The sequence below is a fragment of the Nocardioides sp. genome (genome assembly GCF_964228225.1).
Classification (GTDB): domain Bacteria; phylum Actinomycetota; class Actinomycetes; order Propionibacteriales; family Nocardioidaceae; genus Nocardioides.
Genome location: NZ_CAXQZB010000003.1, coordinates 20,637 through 44,586 on the forward strand (window position 1 = coordinate 20,637; position 23,950 = coordinate 44,586).

Below are 23,950 nucleotides of genomic sequence, written 5' to 3' on the forward strand. Positions count from 1 at the left end.
GTCACGAGCCGGGGGTCAGGCGGGCCCGCTCGGCGTCGTAGGCGGCCCAGGCCTCGGCACGCTCCCGCTCGATCCGGCGCCCCAAGAGGTCGGCGGTGGCCCAGAGCGCGGCGAAGATGGCGCCGAGGGCGTACATGGTGGTGACGACGAGGCCGAGGCCGATCGCAGCGGCCTGCAGCGCCCAGCCCAGGCGGTACCCGGACTCACGGCGCAGCATCCCGGCCACGAGCACGCACGCGACGGCGAGCCCCAGGCCGACCGGCAGGGCGGCGGCGGGGTCGACGTCGGCCACGGCGATCATCACCGGCGTGCTCAGCCCGAGCGTGATCGCCTCGAGGGTGAGCACCGCGGCGCACATGCCGCGTCGGGGCGACTTGGTGCGCTCGGGGTCGAGGGGCCGGTCGAGCTGGGTGTCGTCGGTCATCGGGCTCCTCCCCGGGTCAGCAGCGAGCGCGCCTCCCCCACGGTGACGACCGAGCCGGTGACGAGCACCGCCCCGGCGCCGAGCGGGTGGTCGCCGGCGTCGGCGCCCTCGGCGAGCGTGGCGGCGACGTCGAGGGCGTCGGCCATCCGGGGGACGACGCTCACCCGATGCTCCCCGAAGATCTCGGCCGCGAGTTCACCCAGACGGTCGGCGCTCATCGCCCGCTCGGTGCGCGGCTGGGCGCACACGACGTGGGTGAGGTGGGGCTCGTAGGCCGCGAGCAGGCCCTCGACGTCCTTGTCGGCCATCACCCCGAGCACCCCGACCAGGGCCGAGAACTGGAAGGAGTCCTCGAGCGCCGCACCCGTGGCCTCGGCACCGGCCGGGTTGTGGGCGGCGTCGAGCAGGATCGTCGGGCTGCGCCGGATGATCTCGAGCCGGCCCGGCGAGGTCGCCTCGGCGAACGCGGCCCGCACGAGGTCGGCGTCCAGCACCGCGGTGTCGCCGAGGAACGCCTCGACGGCGGCCAGCGCCACCACCGCGTTCTGGGCCTGGTGGGCGCCGTAGAGCGGGAGGAAGACGTCGTCGTAGCGGGCCCGCAGCGCCTGCAGCGACACCAGCTGGCCACCGACCGCCGGGGTGCGGGACACGACGCCGAACTCCAGACCCTCGCGCGCGACGGTGGCGCCGACGTCGGCGGCGTGGCGCAGCAGGGCGGTGGCGGCCTCCAGCGGCTGCTGGGCGAGCACCGCGAAGGCGCCGGGCTTGATGATCCCGGACTTCTCGACCGCGATCGCCCCGGGCGTCTCGCCGAGGTAGCGGGCGTGGTCCACCGAGATCGGGGTGACCACCGCGACGTCGGCGTCGAGCACGTTGGTGGCGTCCCACGAGCCGCCCATGCCGACCTCCACCACCGCGACGTCGACCGGGGCGTCGGCGAAGGCGGCGTAGGCCATGCCGACCACGGTCTCGAAGAAGCTCAGCGGGTGGGGCTGGTCGGCGTCCACCAGGTGGGTGTAGGGCGCGACGTCGTTGAACGCACGCACGAACGCCTCGTCGTCCAGCGGCTCGCCGTCGATGCTGATGCGCTCGGTCATGCGCTCCACGTGGGGGGAGGTGAACCGCCCGGTGCGCAGGTCCAGGGCCCGGAGCAGGGTGTCGACCATCCGGGAGGTGGAGGTCTTGCCGTTGGTGCCGGTGAGGTGGATCGAGCGGTAGCTGCGCTGCGGGTCTCCGAGCAGCTCGCAGAACGCGCGGATGCGGTCGAGGCTGGGCTCGAGGCGGGTCTCGGGCCACCGGGAGAGCAGGGCGTCCTCGACCTCGTCGTAGGTCTGGGCCGCTCGGGCCTCGGGCTGGAGCGCGGGGAAGTCGGTCATCAGGGACCAGTCTAGGGAGGTGCCCTGTTGACGCACCGAGTGGAACGCGTTCTACTCAGCGGCCATGACCGACCTCCACGCGCGCTTCGCCGCGCTGCGCGACGCCGACCGGGCCGCGCCCGCCGACCTCGACGCCCTGTGGGCCGACCTGCGGCCGGTGCGGGTGGCCGACATCCTGGGCCACTGGCGCGGGGGCGACTTCGCCACCGGGCACCTCGCCGGGACGGTGCTGGAGCAGGTGCGGTGGCACGGCAAGTGGTTCGAGTCGCCGCAGGACGCCAAGCCGCTGATCTGCCGCGGCGAGGACGGCCGGCTCTTCTCCCACCTCAAGGCCGGGGGCGGTGGGGAGGCGAGCCTGTGGGAGGTCGGCTTCCGCGGCGAGGTGACCGCCACGATGGTCTACGACAAGCTGCCCGTCCTCGACCACTTCAAGGCCGTCGACGACACCACGCTCATGGGCATCATGAACGGCAAGCTCGAGGCGGCCTTCGGCGTGGCCGACCTGTACTACTTCTGGCTGGAGCGCGAGCAGTGATCACCACCGCCGCGGTCGTCCACGACCCCCACGGCCCGTTCGTGTTCGAGGAGGTCGAGCTCGACGAGCCCCGGGCCGACGAGGTGCTGGTGCGCGTCGTCGCCACCGGCCTGTGCCACACCGACCTGTCGGTGAAGGAGCAGTTGCCGCCGGAGATGTTCCCGCGGGTCTTCGGCCACGAGGGCACCGGGGTGGTGGAGGCGGTCGGCCCCGACGTCGTCGGCATCGAGGTGGGCGACCACGTGGTCGTGAGCTTCCGCTCCTGCCGGGCCTGCGCGGCGTGCGCCGAGGGCGCGGTCGGCTACTGCGAGCAGACCCTGATGCTCAACTACATGGGCTTCCGGATGGACGGCTCCACCACCCACCACCGCGACGGCGCCCCGCTGTACGGCTCGTTCTTCGGCCAGTCCTCGATGGCGCGCCACGCGATCGCCTACGCCGACAACTGCGTGGTCGTGGACCGCGACCTCGACCTCACCCTGCTCGCCCCCTTCGCCTGCGGGTTCCAGACCGGTGCCGGCACCGTGCTGAACCTGATGCGCCCCGACGCCGGCTCCAGCCTCGTGGTCTTCGGCGCGGGCGCCGTGGGGCTGGCCGCGATCGCGGCGGCCGCCGCCGCGGGCTGCCCCACGATCGTGGCGGTGGACCTGATGGAGTCCCGGCTGGAGGCCGCGGCCCGCTACGGCGCGATCGGGGTGGACCCGACGACGCTGGGCGACCAGCCCGTCGCGGAGCGGGTCAAGGAGCTCACCGCGGGCGGCGCGTCCTTCGCGATCGACACCACGGCGGTCCCGCAGGTGGTCACGCAGGCCCAGCTGTCGCTGCGCGTGCGCGGGACGCTGGTGGCCCTGGGCCTGGGCCCGGCCGAGTACACCATCGACGCGATCGACCTGCTGCAGAACGGCAAGATCATCCGCTCCTCCATCGAGGGCGAGGCCGACCCGCAGACCTTCATCCCGCACCTGCTGGACCTGCGGGCGCAGGGCCGCTTCGACGTCGACCACCTCGTGACGACCTACCCCTTCACCGAGCTCGACACCGCCATCGCCGACGTGCTGGCCGGGCGGGTGGTCAAGCCGGTGCTGGTGTGGTGACGCCGGGGACCGCCTCGATCCGCAGCTCGGCGAAGTCGCCGATCGCGACGTAGCCCAGCCGCTCGTACAGGGCATTGGACGTCGGGTTGGCGGCGTCGGCGAACAGGCACGGCCGCGCTCCCGCGTCCAGCAGCGACCGGGTGGCGGCGGCCGTCGCCGCCGCGGCGTACCCGCGGCCACGCAGAGGTCCGGGCGTGTACACCGGCCCTACCCGCCCGACACCGTGCAGCACGGCCGTGGTGCCGGCCAGGCTCACCGGCTCGCCGTCGACCTCCCACAGCCGCAACCGGCCGCTGTCCACCCGGTCGCGCAGCGACTCCTCCCGCATCGCCGGCCCGGACCCGTGAGCGGCCGGCGGCCGACCGGCCTGACGGGCGGCCGCGGGATGGAAGTCGGTCAGCCACGCCCGCAGCAGCGGCAGGTCGGCCTCCGCGGCGCGCCGCCACCGCCCGGGCACCCCGTCGGCCGTGCCGAGCGCGGCGACGTCGCGGTGCTCGTAGAGCCGCTGGGTCATCCCGACCTCCACGCTCCCGCGGCCGCCCGTGGCGTCCGCCAGCGCCTGCGCGCACGCCCGGGCGGCGACGACCTCGCCGTTGAGCCCGCGCGCCTGCTCCCCGCGCCTCGCGAGCGCCGCCCCGAGCCCGGCGGCCAGCTCCGGCGGCATCGGCGCGACGTAGGGGGCGTGCGGCGGTGTCTCGGAGGTGCGCATCGCGACCCCCGCCACCTGCCCCGCCTCGTCGTACCCGACGGCGTACCAGCGGGGCCACGCGACCGGGGGCGGCGGCAGCCGCCGCAGCTCGTCGGCGACGGTGAGCACGACGGTCGTCGCGACCGGGTGGGCCGCCAGGTGGTCGGCCGCGGCGTCGAGGAACGCGGCGGCGTCGTCGTGGAAGCGCCAGCGGGCCGCGTCGTCGCTGCTCATGACGGCTATCCGATACGACAGCGAAACCCCGCCGCAACTAGGATCCGGCGTTATGACGACGCACCCCGAGAGCCCCGCGGACACCACGAGCACGGACGCCCGTGCCGTGGTCGTACCCGAGAAGCCGGCGCTCGAGGGGCTGGAGGACACCTGGGCCGCGCGCTGGAAGGAGCGGGGCACCTACACCTTCGACCGCACCCAGCCGCGCGAGAACGTCTACGCCATCGACACCCCGCCGCCCACCGTGAGCGGCAGCCTGCACGTGGGGCACGTCTTCTCCTACACCCACACCGACCTCATCGCGCGCTACCAGCGCATGCGCGGCAAGTCGGTGTTCTACCCGATGGGCTGGGACGACAACGGCCTGCCCACCGAGCGCCGGGTGCAGAACTACTTCGGCGTGCGCTGCGACCCCTCGCTGCCCTACGACCCCGACTTCACCCCGCCGGAGAAGCCCGGCAAGCAGCAGATCCCGATCAGCCGCCCCAACTTCATCGAGCTGTGCACCCAGCTGGTGGAGGAGGACGAGAAGAAGTTCGAGGAGCTGTGGCGCCGCCTCGGCCTCTCGGTCGACTGGGGCATCACCTACACCACGGTCGGCACGGACGCCCAGCGCGTGAGCCAGACGGCGTTCCTGCGCAACTTCGCCCGCGGTGAGGCGTACCTGCAGGAGGCCCCCACGATGTGGGACGTCACCTTCCAGACCGCCGTGGCCCAGGCCGAGCTCGAGGCCCGCGAGTACGCCGGCGCCTACCACCGCGTGGCCTACCACCGCCCCGACGGCGGCGTCGTGCACATCGAGACCACCCGTCCCGAGCTGATCCCGAGCGTCGTGGCGCTGATCGCCCACCCCGACGACGAGCGCTACGCCGACCTGTTCGGCACCACCGTGCGCTCGCCGATCTTCGGTGTCGAGGTGCCGGTGCTCGCCCACCCCGCGGCCGAGCCCGACAAGGGTGCGGGCATCGCGATGTGCTGCACCTTCGGCGACCTCACCGACGTCACCTGGTGGCGCGAGCTGGCTCTGCCGGTGCGCACCGTCATCCAGCGCGACGGCCGGCTCTCCCGCGACGTCCCGGAGTGGCTCGCCGCCCCGGAGGCCGCCGCGGCCTACGAGCGGCTGGCCGGCAAGACCACCTTCTCCGCGCGCGAGGAGATGGTCGCGATGCTGCGCGAGTCCGGCGACCTCGACGGCGAGCCGACCCCCACCCAGCGGATGGCGAACTTCTACGAGAAGGGCGACAAGCCGCTGGAGATCGTGGCCACCCGCCAGTGGTACATCACCAACGGCGGCCGCGACGCCGGCATGCGCACCGAGATGCTCGACCGCGGTCGGGAGATCACCTGGGTGCCCACCCACATGAAGCACCGCTACGACAACTGGGTGGGCGGGCTCAACGGCGACTGGCTGATCTCGCGCCAGCGCTTCTTCGGCATCCCCTTCCCGGTCTGGTACCCCCTCGACGACGCCGGTGAGCCCGACTACGCGCACCCGCTGACCCCGCGCGAGGCCGAGCTGCCGGTCGACCCCTCCACCGACGCGCCCGCGGGCTACACCGAGGACCAGCGGGGCAAGCCGGGCGGGTTCATCGGCGACCCGGACGTCATGGACACCTGGGCCACCTCCTCCCTCACCCCGCACATCGCGGGCGGCTGGGAGCGCGACCCCGACCTGTGGTCGCGGGTGTGGCCGATGGACCTGTGCACCCACGCCCACGAGATCATCCGCACCTGGCTGTTCAGCCGGGTGGTGCGCGCGAGCCTGGAAAACGGCGCCGTGCCGTGGTCGCACGCGATGATCTCGGGCTTCATCGTGGACAAGGACCGCAAGAAGATGTCCAAGTCCAAGGGCAACGCCATCGTGCCCGACGAGATCCTGCACAAGTTCGGCGCCGACGCCGTGCGCTGGCGGGCCGCGATCGCGCGCCCGGGCCTGGACTCGCCGTTCGACGAGTCGCAGATGAAGGTCGGGCGCCGGCTGGCGATGAAGATCCTCAACGCCTCCAAGTTCGTGATCGGCAACGTCGGGGCCTCCACGGCCGACCCCGTGCGGGTCACCGAGCCGATCGACTGCGCCCTGCTGGCCCGGCTCGCCGGGGTCGTCGGGAAGGCCACCGACGCCTTCGACGCCTACGACTACACCACCGCGCTCGAGGTCACCGAGAAGTTCTTCTGGGAGTTCTGCGACGACTACCTCGAGCTGGTGAAGGAGCGGGCCTACGCCGAGGACGGCTCCAGCGCCTCGGAGTCGGCCAAGGCGACCCTGCTGCTCGCCCTGGACGTCCAGCTGCGGCTGTTCGCGCCGTTCCTGCCCTACGTCACCGAGGAGGTGTGGTCGTGGGGTCATGACGACTCCGTCCACACCGCCACCTGGCCCACCGCCACCGAGCTGGGCTCGGCCGCCGCGGCCGACCCCGCCGCCGTCGACGCCGTCGCGGCGGCCCTGGCGGGCCTGCGCGGCGCGAAGTCCCAGGCCAAGGTCTCGATGCGGGCCGAGCTGGCCCGGGTCGAGTTCACCGGCACCCGCGCGGCGCTGGACGCCGTCATCGCCGCCGAGGCCGACCTGCGCGCCGCCGGCAAGATCGTGGGCGAGATCGTCCACACCGTCGACGACGCCGCCACCGGCGTCACCGTCGTCGCCGCGCTGGCCGAGGTCCCCACCGAGGACTGAGCGCCTCCCCGGGTGGTCGTCGGGCGCGTGGCGCCTCCGCGACGCTCAGCGGAGCAGGTGCACGACCAGGCAGGAGAGCAGGAACATCGCCCAGAAGGCGGTGAGGGCGTAGGTCTCGGAACGCACCATGGGGGTCACCTCGGGAGCAGCGGGGATTCGTGCCCCCGAGTGTGACCCACGTCACCCGATCTGTCAGCCGAACGGCCGAGGATCAGGCGGACTTCTTCTTCTTCGTCGCGGCGTCGCGCAGCACCAGGGTGGGCGTGGCCTCGCCGAGCACGGACGCCTCGGTGACCACGACCTTGGCGACGTCGCCGCGGGAGGGCACCTCGTACATGACGTGGAGGAGCACCTCCTCGATGATCGCGCGCAGCCCGCGGGCGCCGGTGCCGCGCTCGAGGGCCTTGTCGGCGATCGCGCACACGGCCTCGTCGGTGAACTCCAGCTCGACGGCGTCGAGCTCGAAGAGCTTGCGGTACTGCTTGATCAGGGCGTTGCGCGGCTCGGTGAGGATCTGCACCAGCGCGGCCTGGTCGAGCTTGGTGACGCTGGCGATCAGCGGGAGGCGGCCGATGAACTCGGGGATCAGGCCGAACTTGGTGAGGTCCTCGGGACGGACCTGCGCCAGCAGGTCCTCCTCGGCACGCTCCTCCGCCCCGCGCACCTCGGCGGTGAACCCGAGGGTCTTCTTGCCCACCCGCTGCTCGATGATGTGCTCGAGGCCCGCGAACGCGCCGCCCACCACGAAGAGGATGTTGGTGGTGTCGATCTGGATGAACTCCTGGTGCGGGTGCTTGCGCCCGCCCTGGGGCGGCACCGAGGCGGTGGTGCCCTCGATGATCTTGAGCAGCGCCTGCTGCACGCCCTCACCGGAGACGTCGCGCGTGATCGAGGGGTTCTCGGCCTTGCGGGCCACCTTGTCGATCTCGTCGATGTAGATGATGCCGGTCTCGGCCTTCTTGACGTCGTAGTCGGCGGCCTGGATCAGCTTGAGCAGGATGTTCTCGACGTCCTCGCCGACGTAGCCGGCCTCGGTGAGCGCCGTGGCGTCGGCGATCGCGAAGGGGACGTTGAGCATCCGCGCGAGGGTCTGGGCGAGGTAGGTCTTGCCGCAGCCGGTGGGGCCGATGACCAGGATGTTGGACTTGGCGACCTCGACGGCCTCGTCCTTGGCGTGCTTGCCCGCACTGCCCGAGGCGACGCCGGCCTGGACGCGCTTGTAGTGGTTGTAGACCGCCACCGCGAGCGCCTTCTTGGCCTGCTCCTGCCCGATCACGTAGGCGTTGAGGAACTCGAAGATCTCCGCGGGCTTGGGCAGCTCGTCGAGGGCGACGTCGCCGGCCTCGTTGAGCTCCTCCTCGATGATCTCGTTGCACAGGTCGATGCACTCGTCGCAGATGTAGACGCCGGGTCCGGCGATGAGCTTCTTGACCTGCTTCTGGCTCTTCCCGCAGAACGAGCACTTGAGCAGTTCGCCTCCGTCACCGATGCGTGCCACGAAACGAATCCTCCCAGTGGATCAGGGCGCCGTCCCGGGCTCGGGGCGGCAGGAGCAGGGACCCGTGCGGTCCCCCGGGGGGCGTCGAGCCTGCTCGACGGTACCCCGTCCCGCCCCCGGACGGGGGCGGGACACGAGCATTGGTGCCCGGACCCTCAGGCCAGGGCCGGGGTCTTCAACGACTCCAGCACGTTGTCGATCAGGCCGTACTCCACGGCCTGCGGCGCGGTGAGGATCTTGTCGCGCTCGATGTCGCGGCTGACCTCCTCGCGCGGCTTGCCGCTGTGCTCGCTGATCATCTGCTCGAGCAGGTCGCGCATGCGCAGGATCTCGTTGGCCTGGATCTCGATGTCGGAGGTCTGGCCGAAGGTGCCCTCGGTGTAGGGCTGGTGGATGAGGATCCGGCTGTTCGGCAGCGCCAGGCGCTTGCCCTGCGTGCCCGCGGCGAGCAGGATCGCGGCCGCGGAGGCGGCCTGACCCAGGCAGACGGTCTGCACGTCGGGCTTGATGAACTTCATCGTGTCGTAGATGGCCGTGAGCGCGGTGAACGAGCCGCCGGGGCTGTTGATGTAGATGCTGATGTCCTGGTCGGGGTTCATCGACTGCAGGCACAGCAGCTGGGCGATGACGGCGTTGGCGACGTCGTCGCTGATCGGCGTGCCGAGGTAGATGATGCGCTCCTCGAACAGCTTCGCGTAGGGGTCGATCCGGCGGAAGCCGTAGGAGGTGCGCTCCTCCCACTGCGGGATGTAGTAGTTCACGAGCTCTCCTTGGTCCGGGCCGGGCGGCCCTCGTCGGCGGCTTCACGGGCACTGGTGATCACGTGGTCGACCAGGCCGTACTCCTTGGCCTCCGCGGCGGTGAACCAGCGGTCGCGGTCGGCGTCGGCGTTGACCTGCTCGATGCTCTGACCGGTGTGCTCGGAGATGAGGTCGAGCAGCACCTTCTTGATGTGCAGCGACTGCTGGGCCTGGATCTTGATGTCCGAGGCCGAGCCGCCCATGCCGGAGGACGGCTGGTGCATCATGATCCGGGCGTGCGGGAGGGCGTAGCGCTTGCCCTTGGTGCCCGCGCAGAGCAGGAACTGGCCCATCGAGGCGGCCAGGCCCATGCCGACGGTGGCGACGTCGTTGGGGATGTAGGTCATGGTGTCGTAGATCGCCATGCCGGCGTCCACGGAGCCGCCGGGGCTGTTGATGTGCAGGAAGATGTCGGCCTCGGGGTCCTCCGCCGAGAGCAGCAGCAGCTGCGCGCAGATCGCGTTCGCGTTCTGGTCGCGCACCTCGGAGCCGAGGAAGACGATCCGCTCGCGCAGCAGACGCTGGTAGATGTGGTCGTCGAGGACGTTGAAACCGCCCGCGCCCATCGTCGGACCGGAGTCCGCCGGCGCTCGGTGAGTGGAGTACTGGGTCACGTCCTCGACCCTAGCCCGCGCGATCGCGGGATCAGGAGGAAAATCGGGGCTGTTCGCCGTCAGCAGAAGCAGCCGCGGGGCCGCCGGAGTCCGCGCCCCCGGGCGCCCTCACGCCGACTCGACGTGGGCCCGCAGCCGCTCCACGGTGGTGCGCATCCCGGCCTCGAGCTCGTCGGCGTGGCCCGCGGCACCGCCGAGCAGCACCCGGGCGAAGACGCCGCTCACGCGCGTCAGCCGCTGCGGCACCGGACGCCGGTGGACCACCCGCGTACGGCCGTCGTCGGTGGCGCTGAGCTCCCAGATCCAGCGCGCGCCGCTGGAGCGGGTGTCCCACACCAGCACCGAGGGCGCCTCCACCTGCGCGACCACCGAGCGCGTCGGCCACACGACGGCGCCACGACGGTTGATGCCGAGGTACTGCTGGCCCACCCGCAGGCCACCGCGCAGCAGCGGGAGCATCCGCACCGTCTCGGGACTCCACCGCGCGAGCGCGTCGAAGTCGGTGAGCGCGGCCCACACCCGCTCCGGCGCCGCGGCGACGACGGTCTCGGCGCGCAGCTCGCGCTCGGCGGGACGGGCGGCGTCGGTCATGGCGCGATCATGCCAGCCCTCACCCCGCCCCGGGGACGCGGCTCAGGCCAGCCAGCGGCGCAGGTGGGCGGCCACCTCGGGGTGAGCCAGCACGCCGAAGTGGTCGGTGTGGTCCAGGTGCACGGTCTCGGCGCCGGGGAAGAGCCGCCGGCCGGCACGGTCGACGGCCTGGGCCGAGCGGGTGCGCACGAGCAGGTCGCCCAGCGCGTGGCCCACGGGGTGGCGCCGGGTGGTGAGGCACGCCGAGACCAGGCGGTAGGAGACCCCCGGCAGCGGCGGCACCTCCTCCCCCAACCCGACCACGAGGTCGTGCACCCCGCGCGAGCGCCAGTCCAGGATCCGCCCGAACGCCGCGGTCTCGGGCAGCCGCGCGAGCGCCCGGCTGCCGTGCCCCACGCCCCACGCCAGCGGCGCGCCGTGGTGCGGCGTCGCCAGGGTGACGACGTCGCCGACCCGCCCGGCCCAGGCGGGGAGGCCGTCGGGGCGGGCGGGGTCGCGCACCGCGCTGGCGGCCCGGATCACGAGGCCGCCCATGGAGTGCCCGATCAGCGCGAACCGCTCCAGCGGCACGGGCCAGTGGGCGAGCAGGCGGTCGAGCAGCGCCGAGAGCGCCGCCCCGTTCTCCCGCACCGGCAGCCCGGTGTTGAGGCGGAGCACGACCACGGTCCACCCCAGCGCGCGCAGCACCTCGGGGTAGCGCACGCGGGGGCGGGCCACGCCGTCCGGCGCGGGGGCGGGCGCGGCGTCGCCCCACACCTCGTCGTCCTCGCACAGGCCGTGCACGAGCACGGCCACACGCGGACCCGCGGCCGGGAAGGCCGCGGCCAGCTCGTCGGCGTCGGGCCACACGTCGCGGCCGCCGACCCGGACGGCCAGGGGGATCGCGAGCTCGGGCCGCCGCTCGGCGAGCCGGTCGCCGATGAGGCCGTTCACCGCGGCGGTGGCCAGCCGCCCGCCCCGGGTGGCGTCCAGGGCGGGGCCGTGGCCGGTGGCGGCGACACGGTCCAGCCCCCGACCGGCACCGCGCAGGCCGAGCCCGATCCCGGCGTAGACGCCCCGCGCGATGCCGAGGTGGGCGGCCTGCGGCAGCGCCCCGAGCCCGAGGGTGCCGCGCGTGGCGAGGCCGTGGGCGCGCTGGGCGATGGCGAGGTGGGTGTCGCGCACCGTGGCGAGCACGAGCTCCTCGCCGACCTCGGCGAGCAGACCGAGGGCGTCGATCACGGTGCCGCCCGGAGCGGGCGGGGCGGCGGGCGCGGTGGCGGTGCTCATGCGCGTCACCCTACGGCTTCAGTGCACGCATGTGCACTCGAATGAGGTCGAGGTCGCATCCCGACATCCCGGACGGGGCCCGTGATCGCGGGGTCGCCCTGCGACTACGCTGTCGCCACCCCCGCAAGAGCACCGCAAGACCTCCCCGCCCGTGACGAGAGGCAACCCCCGTGCCCGGCTCCTCCCTGTCCGACCCGGCCCGCCACCTGGCCGACCGGTTCACCTTCGGCGTCGACGACCAGGTGCGCCGCGACCTCGCCCGGCTCGGCCGCGCGGGCTGGTTCGAGGCCCAGCTGCGCCGCTCCCTGCCCGAGAACGACGCCGCCCGGCAGGCACCGCTGCACTTCCCCCTGCTGGTGAACCCCCCGGCCGTGAACTACGCCCTGGCCAGCGCGGGCGTGCGGGGGGCCTTCCAGATCGGGCAGGACCTCATCGGCCAGACCTTCCTGCGACGCATCACGAGCCGTCACCAGGTCTACGAGACGATGGTCGACTTCTGGGGCAACCTGATCTACATCCCCGCCAGCGAGGACCGCTCGTTCCCGTGGCGGCCCGCCTTCGACACCGAGGTCGTGCGCGTGCACGCCCTGCGCAGCTACCGCAGCCTGCTGCGGGCCGCGATCGCCCACCCGGCGATGTCGACCTACCTCACCAACGACCTCAACGCCCGCAACGCGCTGAACGAGAACCTGGGCCGCGAGCTCCTCGAGCTCTACACCGTGGGCCGGGTCTACGACGAGGGCGACGTGCGGTCGGCCGCGCGCCTGCTGACCGGCTTCACGGTCGACACCGCCCTGGCCCTGCGGTACGGCTACGACCCCGCCCGCCACGCCACCGGCCCGGTGAGCGTGCTGGGGTTCCGCCACCCGAACCGCGCCGCCGACGGCCGCCCCGCGCTCAACGCGCTGCTGGACTACCTCGCCGCCCACCCGGCGACCGCCACCCGGATCGCCACCCGGCTGTGCGTGCGGTTCGTCTCCGACGACCCCGACCCGGCGCTCGTGCGCCACGTGGCGCGGGCCTACCGCCGCTCGGGCACCGACATCCCCGCCACCCTGCGCGCGCTGGTGCGCCACCCCGCCTTCACACGGGCCCGCCACCGCAAGGTGTGGAACCCCAGCGACGACGTCGTGCGCACCGCCCGCGTGATGGGCCTGGAGCCCCAGCCCACGCTCGCGCCGGACTCCTTCGTGACCTACCTGCTGGCCACCGCGACCGACATGGGTCAGCTCAGCCTGCGCTGGCCCGCCCCCGACGGCTGGCCCGAGACGAGCAGCGACTACCTCTCCGCTGCGCGGGTGCTGCGCTCCTGGCAGCACCACTACGACCTCGCCGCCACCTCGGGCAGCCTGTTCCGCGGCGTGCGCGTGGCCGCCCCCGCCAGCCAGCTGCCGAGCAGCTGGCCGCAGACCCTGGCCGACCTCGTCGACCACCAGTCGCGGCGCCTGCTCGGCCGCGCCGCCGACCGCACCCTCGTGGGCGCCGTGGCGGGCGCGCTCGGCCTCCCGGCCGGCCACCGGTTCCGCTCCGCCGCCGCGGTGACCGACAGCCAGTACACGCTGCTGCGCGGCACCGTGCTCAACTCCCCGGCAGGACTCCAGCGATGACGAACCCCTCCCCCGCCCCGGGCACCGCCACCCCCGCCGGCCTCGCCGCGGACGGCTGCTGCGACGACCACCGCCGGCTGAGCCGGCGCGGCGTGCTCCGCGGTGGCACCCTGGCCGCCGGCGCCGGCGTCGCCACCTCCCTGGTGGGCGACGTGCTCACCGCCTCGGTCTTCGGCGCCGAGCCCCGCGGGAGCGTGCTGGTGGTGCTGTCCCAGCGCGGCGGCGTCGACGGCCTCTCGATGGTCGTGCCCCACGGCGAGCCGGCCTACTACCGGGCCCGGCCGGGCATCGCGATCCCGCGCGCGCAGCTGCTGCACCGCGACGCGATGTTCGGACTGCACCCCGCCCTCGCCCCGCTCAGCCCGTGGTGGCAGCGCGACGCCATGGCCGCGGTGCACGCCGTCGGGCTCCCGGCCCCCAACCGCAGCCACTTCAGCGCCATCGAGGAGGTCGAGGACGCCGACCCCGGCTCCGACGCCCGCGTCGGCTGGCTGAACCGGCTCATCGGTGCGCTGGGCGACCAGGAGACCTTCGAGGGCGTCGCGGTCGGCACCAACGTCGTGCCCACCGCACTCATCGGGCCCACCGAGTCACTCGCCATCGCGACCCCGCAGTCGCTCGGCACCCCGTTCGCGGGCGGCGCCCGTGGCGACCGGGTGCGCGCCGGGCTGCAGCGGATGTACGACGGCGAGTCCGACGTCGCCCGGGCCGGCCGCAACGCCCTGGAGCTGTCCCGGCGCGGCATGCGCTACAGCCGCGAGGCCGCGAAGGCGCCCCAGCGCGGCGCCTCCTACCCCGCGACCCCGCTGGGCACCTCGATGCGCAACGCCGCCGCGCTGATCCGCAGCGGGCTGGGCGTGCGGGCGATCGCGGTCGACTCCGGCTCGTGGGACCACCACCTCAACCTGCGGGCGCTGATGCAGCGCAACCTCGCCGACCTCGCGGGCTCGCTGGCGGCGTTCTTCACCGACCTCGGTCCCGACGCGCAGCGGGTCACCCTGGTGACCCTGAGCGAGTTCGGGCGCCGCGTGGCCGAGAACGGCGCCGCCGGCACCGACCACGGCTACGGCAACTCGGTGCTGCTGATGGGCGCCGGCGTGCGCGGCGGCCGGTACTACGCCCGCTGGCCGGGGCTGGCCGAGGGCCGCCTGGTCGAGGGCGACCTGGCGGTCACCACCGACTACCGCAGCCTGCTGATCGAGATCCTGCAGTCGCGCTTCCCCTCCGTGGACACCGCGGCGGTCTTCCCCGGCGTCACCCTGCACCGCCTCGGCGCCCTCACCCGCCGCTGACCCCGACAACCAGGACGCCCCGCCCCCGCCGGTGGCGGGAGCGGGGCGTCTCGGGGTGCGGGGCGAGCAGGCTCAGGCCTCCTCGGTGGGCTCCTCGGCGGCCTCGGGGGCCTCGGCCGACTCCTCGGAGGTCTCCTCCGCCGCCGGCTCGGCGATGGTGCCGTCGGGGCGCAGGTTGGTGAGCTCGACGGTGTTGCCGGAGGCGTCGGTGACCGTGGCGGCGTCGATGAGCACCTGCAGGGCCTTGTTGCGCAGCACCTCCTGGATCAGGTCCGGGATGTGGTTGTGGGCGAACATGTGGTTCGCGAACTCCTGCGGGTCCTGACCCGACTGCTGGGCGCGCAGCACCAGGTGCTGGGACAGCTCGGCCTGCTCGACGCCGAGCTCCTCCTTCGAGGCGATCTCGTCGAGGAGGAACTGGGCGGCGACGGCGTCACGCACCCGGCGCTCGAGGTCGGCCTCGAACTCCTCGATGGTCTGGCCCTCCTCCTCGAGGTACTTCTCCATCGTCATGCCGGCGTAGACCAGCTGCTGCTCGACGCTCTCGCGGCGGGCGTTGAGCTCCTCGGTGACCAGCGCGTCGGGCAGCGGCACCTCGACCTTCTCCAGCAGCGCCTCCAGGACGGCGTCGCGCGCGGCGGCGGCCTGCTCGAGGCGCTTGCCGCGGCCGAGCCGCTCGCGCAGGTCGGCGGTGAGCTCCTCGACGGTGTCGAACTCCGAGGCGAGCTGGGCGAACTCCTCGTCGAGCTCGGGGAGCTGCTGCTCCTGGACCTGGGTGACCTTGACGGTCACCTCGACGTCCTGGCCCACGAGGTCGCCGCCCACGAGCTGGGTGGTGAAGGTCTTCTCGGTGCCGATCTCGGCACCGGCGAGGGCCTCGTCGAGGCCGTCGATCATGCCGCCACGACCGACGCGGTAGGACATGCCGGACACCTCGGCGCCGTCGACGACCTCGCCGTCCTGACGGGCCACGAGGTCGATGACCACGAAGTCGCCGTCGGCGGCGGCGCGCTCGACGTCGACCAGGGTCGCGAAGCGCTCGCGCAGGTTCTGCAGATGCTCCTCGACGTCCTCGTCGCTGACGACGACGTCGTCGACCTGGGCGGTGAGGCCCTCGTAGGAGGGCAGCTCGATGGTCGGCTTGACGTCGACCTCGGCGCTGAAGGAGAAACCCTCGTCGTCACCGATCTCCAGGCCGTCGATCTCGGGCTGGGCGAGCGGGGTGAGGTCGTTCTCCTGCAGGGCCTCGACGTACTTGCCCGGCAGGGTGTCGTTGATCGCCTGCTCCAGGACGGCGCCGCGGCCGACCTGGCGGTCGATGATCATCGGGGGGACCTTGCCGCGGCGGAAGCCGGGGACGTTGATCTGCTTGGCGATCTGCTGGTAGGCCTTGTCGAGGCTCGGCTTGAGCTCCTCGAAGGGCACCTCGACGGTGAGCTTGACCCGGGTGGGGCTCAAGGTCTCGACGGCGCTCTTCACAGGTGGTCTCCTTACAACGGTCGGTCAGGTCGGGCCGGCGGCGACCGCTGCGCGCCCGCTCCCGCCCGGCGCCCCGGGCTCACCGGGGCGCGACGGGCGATGGTCACGTGTCGTGCCGACCGTTGATCGTAGCGCCGCGGGGGCATGCGGCCGAACTCGGGCCGTCCCCGGGCGGCAGCCCCCGGCGCCACCGGTCCTTTCGTAGGGTGACCCCGTGTCGTCGGCGTCGGACTCCGGGTCCCTCCGGGATCGGCTGCTGCGTGCCGCCGTCGACGCGCTGGACGACCTGACGCCCGTGCTCCTGCTCCGCGCCGTCGGGGGGCGCGAGATCACCCGGCGCGCCGGTGCCAGCCCCGCCACCATCCACCACCACTTCGGATCGATCGAGGGCCTCGCCGACGCCGTCCTGGCCCGCGCCTACGCCACCTCCTCCTCGATGGGAGCGGGGGTGGCGCTCCTGGTGGACCAGATCCGCCACTCCCACCTCCCGCTCGAGGCGGTCTTCGCCCTGCACGGAGCCGAGTTCGACCGCAACACGACCGACCCCCACTTCCGGCACCGGCTCGGGCTGTGGGCCCTGGGCGGCGAGCAGGGCGCGCGGGCCTACCGCGACTTCCTGCACGACATGGACGCCCAGATCCTCGGGGACCTGGAGATCATGTGGGCCGCCTGGGGTCGCCGCCTGCGCGAGCCGTTCGAGCCGCGCACCTTCCTCCCCACCAAGACCGCCCTGCTCAACGGCATGACCCAGCTGCACCTGGTGGACCCGCACCCGGACCATCGGATGCGCTTCCAGCGGGCCTCGACCGCGGCCGACCTCCTCCTCACCCGGATCGAGGGCGACCGACGCACGGTGGACGACCGGCTCGCGGAGATCCACAGCCAGTCCCCGCCGCGCGCCGTGCCGCCCACGCCGGGCACGGCGCCGGCGGCCGACGACCCGACCCGTGCCCGGATCCTGAGCGCCGCCGCCACGCTCACCGCCACCGCGACGACCGACGGGATCACTCTCACGCGCGTGGCCGCGCAGGCCGGCGTGAGCCTGTCCACGCTCTACCGCTACTTCGCGACCCGGGAACACCTCGAGGCCGCCCTCTTCCTGGAACAGGCCCGCCCCCTCCTCCAGGTCCGTGGCACCGCCGCGGGATCCCCGGAGGAGGAACTGCGCCGGGTGCTCGCCGACGTCGCGCGCGCCGTCGTCCCGCGGGTGCCGCTCGCCGCCGCCTACCTGACCTCGGTGCTGCTCGCGCCCTCCTCGCCTGATCCCGCCGAGCAGGACCCGGTGCTCGCACGGACCCGGCGACTGATCGCCGCCCGCGGGTCGACTCCGGCCCTGGAAGGGGATCCGGACGGGGAGGACGACGTCGCCCGCCTCCTGCTCGCCCTCACCGTGCGCCGCGCCCTGCTCCAACCAGCCACGCCCCCGGAGCGGGTCGCGGAGCGGGCGCTGCAGCGGTGCGGGTTCCCCACCGCTCCGGGGCACGCCGTGCACCCCGATCGGGCCGGGGATCCGTAGGGTGGGGACCATGTCGTCGGAGGCACCCGAGTCGCCCCTCAAGGAGCGGCTCCTCGAGGCGGCGCTCGCCGCTCTCCTCGAACTCACCCCCGCCGCGCTGCTGAGCGCGATCGGCACCCGCGAGATCGCGCGTCGGGCCGGCGGCAGCCCGGCGAGCATCAACCACCACTACGGATCGCTGCAGGGGCTCGCCGACGCCGTGGTGGACCACGTGTACGGCTCGCCGCAGATCCTCGCCGGGGGCGTGAGCGAGCTGCTGGGACACGTGCGCCACTCCCACCTCCCCCTCGAGACGGCGTTCGGGATGCACGGCGCCGAATTCGACCGCAACACCTCCGACCCCGAGTTCCGCCATCGCGTGGGCCTGTGGGCCTTCGGCGGCGCTCAGGCGACGCAGGGGTACCGGGACTACCTGCGCAAGGTCACCGAACAGCTCGAGATCGAGGCGGGCCGGCTCTTCGAGAGCTGGGGACGCACGCTGCGGCCGCCGTTCGACCTGCGCAGCTACCTCGAGGTCAAGACGGCGCTGCTGAACGGGATGACCGTCCGGAACCTCGTGGACCCCCAACCCGGTCAGCGCGAGCACTTCCAGCGGGCCACCGTGGCGCTCGACCTCGTCGCCCTGCGCATCGAGGGCGACCGGCACGCCATGGACGACCGGCTGACCGAGATGAACTACTACCCGCTCACCAACGCCGGCCGGGCGGGCCAGACCGAGCGCAGCGACACGACGCGGTCCCGGATCCTGCACGCGGCCGCCGAGCAGTTCACCACCCGCGGCTACGAGGAGACCGCCCTGTCCCGGGTGGCCGCGCAGGCCGACGTGAGTCCGTCGACGCTGAACCGCTACTTCGCCACCAAGGACGACCTCGCCGTCGCGCTGTTCCGGCAGCAGGCCGCCGACCTGCTCCCCGCCAGCCCGGATCGCGACGACCCCCGGGAGGGCCTGGCCGCCCACCTCGCCACGATCGCGCACTTCACCGTGCCGCGGGTCGCCTACGCCGCCCCCTACCTCGCCGACCTCCTCACGACGCCGCCCACCGCCGAGGAGGACCCGCTGATGGCCGGCGTCCAGGCGCGGGTGGCCCGCCTGGATCCCTCCACCAGCGGCACCGACCCGGCCGATCCCACCGACCTCGCGGAGTCGGCGGAGCTGCTCCTCGCCCTCACCCTGCGGCGCGTGATCCTCCAGCCCGCCACCCCGCCCGAGCGGGTGGCCGCGGAGGCGCTGCGCCGCACCGGCGTCTGAGCCGGGGCCGTCGCGTCAGCCGGCGTGTCGGGCCGGCGTGTTGCCCGTCCCGCGCGCGTCGACGGGGTTGGCGCCGCGGCGCACCTCGCTGCCGTCGCGGATGCCGCCCATGTCGGTGTCGGCACGCATCGGGTCGCTCGGCGCCGAGCCGTAGGCCCGGTTCGCGGTGCCCAACAGCTCCTCGCGGTCGGTGAGGCCGTCGCGGTCGGAGTCGGCACGCACCGGGTTCGTGACACGCTTGCCGATGACGTAGGAGCTGAGCGGGGTCAGCACGGTCTGGCCGATCCGGCGCAGTCGCAGCTCCGCGCCGTCACCGAGCCCGTCTCCGTCGGTGTCGGCGCGCAGCGGGTCGGGGCGCACCACGCCCACCGGCCGGCCCTGCGCCCGGCGGATCCCGTAGGCGACCTTGGCCGACATCCGGATCCCCCGCACCTCGCGTCCGTCGCCGAGGCCGTCGCCGTCGGTGTCCTTGGCGCGGGGGTCGGTGCCCAGCGCCTCCTCCTGGGCGTCGGTGAGGCGGTCGCCGTCGGTGTCCGGGGAGACCGGCGGCGCACCGACCGTCACCGACACGGTCGCGGTGTCCTCGCCGGCGAGGTTGGTGGAGGTCACCACGAAGGTGTCGGTGCCGGTGAAGCCGGGCTCCGGGGTGTAGGTCGTCTCGGTGCCGTCGGTGCCGTCGAGACCGGTCACCGTGCCGTGCTGCGGCGCCGAGGTGATCTCGCGCACGCCGAAGGTGTCGCTGCAGCTCAGCGCGACCGTGGCGGCGACCCCGAAGCCAGTCTCGACCACGGCGTCCTCACACGTCGGAGCCGTGTCGACGACGTGGAAGGTGAAGGTGCGGATCTGCTCCTCCTGGGAGTCACCGGCCTCGGACTGCGACCGGCAGCTGGCGTCGACCGACGAGTCCCCGACGACCAGCGGCGACTCACTGGCGATCTCGACCTTGAAGGCGCCCTTCGCTCCGGGGGCCGGCGCCGCGGCGTGGAACACCGTGAAGTCCGCTCCGGGCGGGAGCACCTTGTTGGACAACGCGCAGTGCGTGACCCAGTGGACCGGCGGGTCGTCGACCGGGAGCGGCTGCATGTCGCACTGGGCGGTCAGGATCGACCGCGTCGCCCCGGCCAGGACCTGGGTCTCGGTGTCGGTGCAGGTCCAGGCGGGCAGCACCACGGGGGCGCGTTCGGCCCGGGCCGGCGCCGGGAGGGCCGTCACGGCGCCGGTGACGACGGCGGCCGAGGCGGCGAGGACGGTGCTGCGGAGCAGCGGACGGGGGCGCGACGACATGGTGGGACCTCTTCGGGGAGCGGGGTGGAGCCGGCGGGGAGGCCGGGGCCCGCCCAGGGTAGGTCATCACCAGGGCGCATCGGGGTTCCGAGACGGCACGACGCCGACCCCCGACCCCCGACCCCCGACCCCCGAGACTGTCGTCTCAGCCGTCGAGGGAGGCGATGAGGGCCTCCACCCGGGCCCGGATCTCGTCGCGGATCGGGCGCACGGCCTCGATGCCCTGTCCTGCCGGGTCCTCGAGCGCCCAGTCCTCGTAGCGGGTGCCGGGGAAGTAGGGGCAGGCGTCGCCGCAGCCCATGGTGATGACGACGTCGGAGGAACGCACGGCCTCCTCGGTGAGCACCTTGGGGGTGTTCGACGCGATGTCGATGCCCTCCTCGGCCATCGCGGCCACCGCGACGGGGTTGATCTCGTGACCGGGCTTGGAGCCGGCGGAGAGCACCTCGACGCGGTCGCCCGCGAGGTGCTGGAGGTAGCCGGCCGCCATCTGGGAGCGGCCGGCGTTGTGCACGCACACGAAGAGCACGGTGTGGCGGGTCCGCGGGGCGTCGGGGGGAGCGGTGGTCACGGGGTGGTCCTTCCGAGGTCGTCGCGGGCCGGCGGTGCGGCCGGCTCCGGGGCGGGGTGGGCGGGCGGGAAGAGCAGGCGCAGCAGGGCCATCGCCAGCGCGGCGCCGACCAGCTGCATCAGGACGAACATCGGCACCGAGCCGGGCGCGATGCCGGCGAAGGTGTCGGACAGCGTGCGGGCGATCGTGACCGCGGGGTTGGCGAAGGAGGTGGAGGAGGTGAACCAGTAGGCGGCCACGATGTAGCCCGCCACGGCGTAGGCGATGGTGGCCGTGCGGCCCGAGCGGATCGCGCCGAACACCACGAGCACCAGTCCCAGGGTGGCCACGACCTCGCCGAGCCACAGCCCTCCCCCGCTGCGCTCGCGGGTCGAGAGGACCACGGCGTCGAGGTCGAACATCAGGTTCGCCACGACGGCCCCCAGGCAGCCACCGGCCACCTGGGCGAGCACCAGCAGGGCCGCCACCCGGCGGTCGAGCCCGGTGGTGAGCACCTCGACGAGCGTGACCACCGGGTTGAACGCGGCCGACACCGGCTGCAGCGTCAGGATCAGCGCGACGAGCACGCCGCCGGTGATGAGGCTGTTGGCGAGCAACTGCAGCGCGACGTCGTCGGTGAGCGAGGTGGCCATGATCCCCGAGCCGACGACCGTAGCGACGAGGAAGGCCGTCCCGACGCCCTCGGCGGCGATCCGGCTGCGCAGGGCGGGCCCGGCGTCCGGGATCGCGGCGCTCACCGCCCACCGCCGATGAGGTGGGCGAGGTCGGCCAGGGCCTCGGTGCGCACGGAGTAGTACACCCAGGTGCCGCGCTTGGCGCGGTCGAGCAGACCGACCTCGTGCAGCACCTTGAGGTGGTGGCTGATCGTGGGCTGGGAGAGGTCGAAGGCGTCGTGGAGGTCGCACACGCACGCCTCGCGCCCCTCGTGGGCGTAGACGAGCGAGAGCAGGCGCAGCCGCACGGGGTCCGCCAGCGCCTTGAGCAGGGGCGCGATGCGCTCGGCCTGCGCCGTGCTGAGCGGCGTGGAGGACATCAGCGGGGAGCAGCAGGCGACGGTCTCGGCCGGGCTCAGCCTCTCGACAGACTTAGACACAGGTCTATGTTGACCGATATCGATACGTCGTGGCAACCTCTAATATCGATCACTATCTATTCATTGAGGAGGACGTCATGTCCCGTCTGCAGCTCGCCCTCAACGTCGAGGACCTCGAGGCGTCCGTCGCCTTCTACACCGCCCTGCTCGGCACGGCACCCGCCAAGACCCGGCCCGGCTACGCCAACTTCGCCGTCGCCGACCCGCCGCTGAAGCTCGTGCTCCTCCAGAACCCGGGGCAGGGCGGCACCCTGAACCACCTCGGCATCGAGGTGGAGGACACCGCCGCGGTGGACGCGGTGCAGGCCAGGCTGCGCGAGGCCGGTCTCGCCTCGGTCGACGAGCGGGCGACCACCTGCTGCTACGCCACCCAGGACAAGTTCTGGGTCGAGGACGCCCCCGACGCCGAGCGGTGGGAGGTCTACACCGTGCTCGCCGACTCCCCCACCTTCGGCCCGACCGACACCGAGGCGCCCGGGGCCGGTTGCTGCGGCACCTCGACGACCGAGCCCACCCCCTCGGCCACCGCCTGCTGCTGAACCCGCGGGGGCGGGGCCCAGGGGGACCGGGTGAGGGGGACCGGGTCGGGGTGACAGGATTTGAACCTGCGGCCCTTGCGTCCCAAACGCAATGCGCTACCAAGCTGCGCCACACCCCGTGGCTGTGCCCGGGATCCCGCACCAGCACGCGGCGGGCACCCGGCGGATCGGGTCGCGGGCCACGCCGCGGCGTCGTCGACGATCCGGTCCGGAGCGGATGACGGGAATCGAACCCGCGTAGCCAGTTTGGAAGACTGGGGCTCTACCATTGAGCTACATCCGCCGGTCGCGGCCCGCTCGCACGGGCTGCGCCGTGCTCATCGTGCCACACCCCCGGGCCCGGCCCGCCATCGGTTCGCCGGGCACCGCTCCCCGGGATTGTCGGTGGTCGGCCCCACGCTGGTGCCATGACCACGACCGCCGTGCTGTTGCTGCTGCTGGGCCTGGCCCTCGGACTGGCCCTCGGCCTCGTCGTCGGCCTCGCGCTCGGCGTGCCCCGGGGTCGGCTGCGCGGGCTCGACGACGCGCGCCGCGCCGCCCTCGCCGAGCGCCGCGAGGCCCCCGACCCCGCGGCCGAGCAGGCCCGCCTGCAGGAGAGCCTCGAGCGCCTGCACGACCACCTGCGCGACCTCGACCACGCCCGGGTCGCGATGCAGAGCCGGCTTCACCAGCAGGTCGACGACGTCCGCACCAGCGCCGACGGCCTGCGCCGCGAGACCGCCTCGCTGGTCGGCGCCCTGCGTCGCCCCCAGGTGCGGGGGCGCTGGGGCGAGCTGCACCTGCGCCGGGCCGTCGAGCTGGCCGGCATGGTCGAGCACTGCGACTTCACCGAGCAGGTGCGACTCGCCGAGGGCGCCCAGCGCCCCGACCTGGTCGTGCACCTCGCCGGCGGCCGCAGCGTCGTCGTGGACGCCAAGGCGCCGCTGGAGGCCTTCCTCGACGCCGCGGCCGTGGAGGGCGAGGGCCCCGAGGCCGCGGAGGTGCGCGAGCAGCACCTGGCCCGGCTCGCGCGCCACGTGCGCACCCACATCGACCACCTCGGGTCCAAGGCCTACTGGCAGGCGCTGCCGGAGACCCCCGAGTTCGTGGTGCTGTTCCTGCCCACCGAGTCGGTCTGGGCCGCCGCGCTCGAGGCCGACGCCGGCCTGGTCGAGCATGCGGCCACCCGACAGGTCGTGCTCGCCAGCCCGGGCAACCTCATCGCCCTGCTGCGCACCGTCGCCCACGGCTGGCGCCACCAGGCACTCACCGAGCAGGCCGCCCAGGTGCACGCGCTCGGCCGCGAGCTGCACGACCGGCTGGGCCGCTTCGCCCGCCACCTCGACCAGGTCGGACGCTCGCTCAACGCCGCGGTGGGCCACTACAACAGCGCCGTCGGCTCGTGGGACGCCCGCGTGATGGTGCAGACCCGCCGACTGGCCGACCTCGCAGCGGCTCCCGAGCCGGCCCCCTCGCCGCGCACCGTCGACCTCCAGGCGGTGCCGCCCCGGCGCGCCGACGACGACGAGCCCGGGCTCGCGTCGTAG

22 protein-coding genes and 2 tRNA genes are annotated in these 23,950 nt (G+C 73.5%); 9 read left to right on the forward strand and 15 right to left on the reverse strand.

Annotation, left to right across the window (positions count from 1 at the left end):
* Position 1 precedes the first annotated feature (1 nt).
* Entirely contained in the window at positions 2-424 is a 423-nt protein-coding gene (locus tag ACERUJ_RS00685; RefSeq protein WP_370246509.1) for a DUF4233 domain-containing protein, read from the reverse strand.
* Positions 421-1,800, reverse strand: coding sequence for a folylpolyglutamate synthase/dihydrofolate synthase family protein (locus ACERUJ_RS00690; protein ID WP_370246510.1), 1,380 nt, complete (start codon positions 1,798-1,800; stop codon positions 421-423). The genes ACERUJ_RS00685 and ACERUJ_RS00690 overlap by 4 nt, the downstream gene beginning before the upstream one ends.
* Positions 1,801-1,864: 64 nt before the next feature.
* On the opposite strand from ACERUJ_RS00690, the gene ACERUJ_RS00695 reads away from it, so the two are divergent.
* Both ACERUJ_RS00695 and ACERUJ_RS00700 read left to right on the forward strand, forming a co-directional pair.
* Positions 1,865-2,335: a DUF4334 domain-containing protein gene (locus ACERUJ_RS00695; RefSeq protein WP_370246511.1), complete on the forward strand. Its 471-nt coding sequence runs from the start codon at positions 1,865-1,867 to the stop codon at positions 2,333-2,335.
* A complete protein-coding gene (locus ACERUJ_RS00700) occupies positions 2,332-3,429 on the forward strand; it encodes an NAD(P)-dependent alcohol dehydrogenase (protein ID WP_370246512.1) in 1,098 nt (365 codons plus the stop codon). The genes ACERUJ_RS00695 and ACERUJ_RS00700 overlap by 4 nt, the downstream gene beginning before the upstream one ends.
* Here ACERUJ_RS00700 and ACERUJ_RS00705 read toward each other — a convergent pair.
* Positions 3,407-4,351 (reverse strand): GNAT family N-acetyltransferase, encoded by a 945-nt coding sequence (locus tag ACERUJ_RS00705; RefSeq protein WP_370246513.1) that lies wholly within the window; start codon positions 4,349-4,351, stop codon positions 3,407-3,409. The two genes, ACERUJ_RS00700 and ACERUJ_RS00705, sit on opposite strands and share 23 nt — an antisense overlap.
* A 52-nt stretch (positions 4,352-4,403) precedes the next feature.
* Between ACERUJ_RS00705 and valS the strand changes: the two genes are divergently transcribed.
* The gene (gene valS, locus ACERUJ_RS00710) at positions 4,404-7,022 is read left to right on the forward strand and encodes a valine--tRNA ligase (RefSeq protein WP_370246514.1); all 2,619 of its coding nucleotides are present in this window, start codon (positions 4,404-4,406) and stop codon (positions 7,020-7,022) included.
* 211 nt (positions 7,023-7,233) lie between these two features.
* Here valS and clpX read toward each other — a convergent pair whose 3' ends face one another.
* From clpX to ACERUJ_RS00735, 5 genes are all read right to left on the reverse strand, one after another.
* Entirely contained in the window at positions 7,234-8,520 is a 1,287-nt protein-coding gene (gene clpX, locus ACERUJ_RS00715) for an ATP-dependent Clp protease ATP-binding subunit ClpX (RefSeq protein ID WP_370246515.1), read from the reverse strand.
* A gap of 155 nt (positions 8,521-8,675) precedes the next feature.
* Positions 8,676-9,281, reverse strand: coding sequence for an ATP-dependent Clp protease proteolytic subunit (locus ACERUJ_RS00720; RefSeq protein ID WP_370246516.1), 606 nt, complete (start codon positions 9,279-9,281; stop codon positions 8,676-8,678).
* Complete coding sequence (locus ACERUJ_RS00725; protein ID WP_370246554.1) at positions 9,278-9,886, reverse strand: ATP-dependent Clp protease proteolytic subunit; 609 nt, start codon at positions 9,884-9,886, stop codon at positions 9,278-9,280. The genes ACERUJ_RS00720 and ACERUJ_RS00725 overlap by 4 nt, the downstream gene beginning before the upstream one ends.
* A gap of 156 nt (positions 9,887-10,042) precedes the next feature.
* On the reverse strand, positions 10,043-10,525 hold the full coding sequence (locus ACERUJ_RS00730) for an SRPBCC family protein (protein ID WP_370246517.1): 483 nt from the start codon (positions 10,523-10,525) through the stop codon (positions 10,043-10,045).
* A 42-nt stretch (positions 10,526-10,567) separates the two neighbouring features.
* Positions 10,568-11,794, reverse strand: a complete 1,227-nt coding sequence (locus ACERUJ_RS00735; protein WP_370246518.1) for an esterase/lipase family protein — start codon at positions 11,792-11,794, stop codon at positions 10,568-10,570.
* 170 nt (positions 11,795-11,964) lie between these two features.
* Between ACERUJ_RS00735 and ACERUJ_RS00740 the strand changes: the two genes are divergently transcribed.
* Both ACERUJ_RS00740 and ACERUJ_RS00745 read left to right on the forward strand, forming a co-directional pair.
* Positions 11,965-13,401, forward strand: a complete 1,437-nt coding sequence (locus ACERUJ_RS00740; protein ID WP_370246519.1) for a DUF1800 domain-containing protein — start codon at positions 11,965-11,967, stop codon at positions 13,399-13,401.
* Entirely contained in the window at positions 13,398-14,693 is a 1,296-nt protein-coding gene (locus ACERUJ_RS00745) for a DUF1501 domain-containing protein (protein ID WP_370246520.1), read from the forward strand. The genes ACERUJ_RS00740 and ACERUJ_RS00745 overlap by 4 nt, the downstream gene beginning before the upstream one ends.
* 72 nt (positions 14,694-14,765) lie before the next feature.
* On the opposite strand, the gene tig is transcribed toward ACERUJ_RS00745, so the two are convergent.
* On the reverse strand, positions 14,766-16,172 hold the full coding sequence (tig, locus tag ACERUJ_RS00750; protein WP_370246521.1) for a trigger factor: 1,407 nt from the start codon (positions 16,170-16,172) through the stop codon (positions 14,766-14,768).
* 214 nt (positions 16,173-16,386) lie between these two features.
* Here tig and ACERUJ_RS00755 point away from each other — a divergent pair, with 214 nt between their 5' ends.
* Both ACERUJ_RS00755 and ACERUJ_RS00760 read left to right on the forward strand, forming a co-directional pair.
* On the forward strand, positions 16,387-17,688 hold the full coding sequence (locus tag ACERUJ_RS00755; protein WP_370246522.1) for a TetR/AcrR family transcriptional regulator: 1,302 nt from the start codon (positions 16,387-16,389) through the stop codon (positions 17,686-17,688).
* A gap of 10 nt (positions 17,689-17,698) precedes the next feature.
* Positions 17,699-18,937, forward strand: a complete 1,239-nt coding sequence (locus tag ACERUJ_RS00760; protein ID WP_370246523.1) for a TetR family transcriptional regulator — start codon at positions 17,699-17,701, stop codon at positions 18,935-18,937.
* Positions 18,938-18,952: 15 nt separating this feature from the next.
* Here ACERUJ_RS00760 and ACERUJ_RS00765 read toward each other — a convergent pair whose 3' ends face one another.
* The 4 genes from ACERUJ_RS00765 to ACERUJ_RS00780 form a co-directional block, all read right to left on the reverse strand.
* Complete coding sequence (locus ACERUJ_RS00765) at positions 18,953-20,221, reverse strand: Ig-like domain-containing protein (RefSeq protein ID WP_370246524.1); 1,269 nt, start codon at positions 20,219-20,221, stop codon at positions 18,953-18,955.
* A 145-nt stretch (positions 20,222-20,366) separates the two neighbouring features.
* Positions 20,367-20,792 carry an arsenate reductase ArsC gene (locus ACERUJ_RS00770; protein ID WP_370246525.1) on the reverse strand — a complete coding sequence of 142 codons (426 nt, stop codon included), beginning with the start codon at positions 20,790-20,792 and terminating at the stop codon, positions 20,367-20,369.
* Complete coding sequence (locus ACERUJ_RS00775; protein WP_370246526.1) at positions 20,789-21,529, reverse strand: aquaporin; 741 nt, start codon at positions 21,527-21,529, stop codon at positions 20,789-20,791. The genes ACERUJ_RS00770 and ACERUJ_RS00775 overlap by 4 nt, the downstream gene beginning before the upstream one ends.
* Positions 21,526-21,885 (reverse strand): ArsR/SmtB family transcription factor, encoded by a 360-nt coding sequence (locus tag ACERUJ_RS00780; RefSeq protein ID WP_370246527.1) that lies wholly within the window; start codon positions 21,883-21,885, stop codon positions 21,526-21,528. Before ACERUJ_RS00780 ends, ACERUJ_RS00775 begins: the two co-directional genes overlap by 4 nt.
* A gap of 77 nt (positions 21,886-21,962) precedes the next feature.
* Here ACERUJ_RS00780 and ACERUJ_RS00785 point away from each other — a divergent pair, with 77 nt between their 5' ends.
* Entirely contained in the window at positions 21,963-22,424 is a 462-nt protein-coding gene (locus ACERUJ_RS00785) for an ArsI/CadI family heavy metal resistance metalloenzyme (RefSeq protein ID WP_370246528.1), read from the forward strand.
* 45 nt (positions 22,425-22,469) lie between these two features.
* On the opposite strand, the gene ACERUJ_RS00790 is transcribed toward ACERUJ_RS00785, so the two are convergent.
* Both ACERUJ_RS00790 and ACERUJ_RS00795 read right to left on the reverse strand, forming a co-directional pair.
* Positions 22,470-22,543: transfer RNA gene (locus tag ACERUJ_RS00790), tRNA-Pro, on the reverse strand.
* Positions 22,544-22,636: 93 nt separating this feature from the next.
* A tRNA-Gly gene (locus ACERUJ_RS00795) sits at positions 22,637-22,707 on the reverse strand.
* Between the two features lie 124 nt (positions 22,708-22,831).
* Between ACERUJ_RS00795 and ACERUJ_RS00800 the strand changes: the two genes are divergently transcribed.
* Positions 22,832-23,950 carry a DNA recombination protein RmuC gene (locus ACERUJ_RS00800; protein WP_370246529.1) on the forward strand — a complete coding sequence of 373 codons (1,119 nt, stop codon included), beginning with the start codon at positions 22,832-22,834 and terminating at the stop codon, positions 23,948-23,950.

Coding starts and splice junctions, on each gene's coding strand:
- valS (WP_370246514.1), top strand. CDS start 4,404: ATGACGACGCACCCCGAGAGCCCCGCGGACACCACGAGCACGGACGCC.
- ACERUJ_RS00705 (WP_370246513.1), bottom strand. CDS start 4,351: ATGAGCAGCGACGACGCGGCCCGCTGGCGCTTCCACGACGACGCCGCC.
- ACERUJ_RS00690 (WP_370246510.1), bottom strand. CDS start 1,800: ATGACCGACTTCCCCGCGCTCCAGCCCGAGGCCCGAGCGGCCCAGACC.
- ACERUJ_RS00760 (WP_370246523.1), top strand. CDS start 17,699: ATGTCGTCGGAGGCACCCGAGTCGCCCCTCAAGGAGCGGCTCCTCGAG.
- ACERUJ_RS00800 (WP_370246529.1), top strand. CDS start 22,832: ATGACCACGACCGCCGTGCTGTTGCTGCTGCTGGGCCTGGCCCTCGGA.
- ACERUJ_RS00785 (WP_370246528.1), top strand. CDS start 21,963: ATGTCCCGTCTGCAGCTCGCCCTCAACGTCGAGGACCTCGAGGCGTCC.
- ACERUJ_RS00730 (WP_370246517.1), bottom strand. CDS start 10,525: ATGACCGACGCCGCCCGTCCCGCCGAGCGCGAGCTGCGCGCCGAGACC.
- ACERUJ_RS00735 (WP_370246518.1), bottom strand. CDS start 11,794: ATGAGCACCGCCACCGCGCCCGCCGCCCCGCCCGCTCCGGGCGGCACC.
- ACERUJ_RS00725 (WP_370246554.1), bottom strand. CDS start 9,886: ATGGGCGCGGGCGGTTTCAACGTCCTCGACGACCACATCTACCAGCGT.
- ACERUJ_RS00695 (WP_370246511.1), top strand. CDS start 1,865: ATGACCGACCTCCACGCGCGCTTCGCCGCGCTGCGCGACGCCGACCGG.
- ACERUJ_RS00685 (WP_370246509.1), bottom strand. CDS start 424: ATGACCGACGACACCCAGCTCGACCGGCCCCTCGACCCCGAGCGCACC.
- ACERUJ_RS00745 (WP_370246520.1), top strand. CDS start 13,398: ATGACGAACCCCTCCCCCGCCCCGGGCACCGCCACCCCCGCCGGCCTC.
- ACERUJ_RS00765 (WP_370246524.1), bottom strand. CDS start 20,221: ATGTCGTCGCGCCCCCGTCCGCTGCTCCGCAGCACCGTCCTCGCCGCC.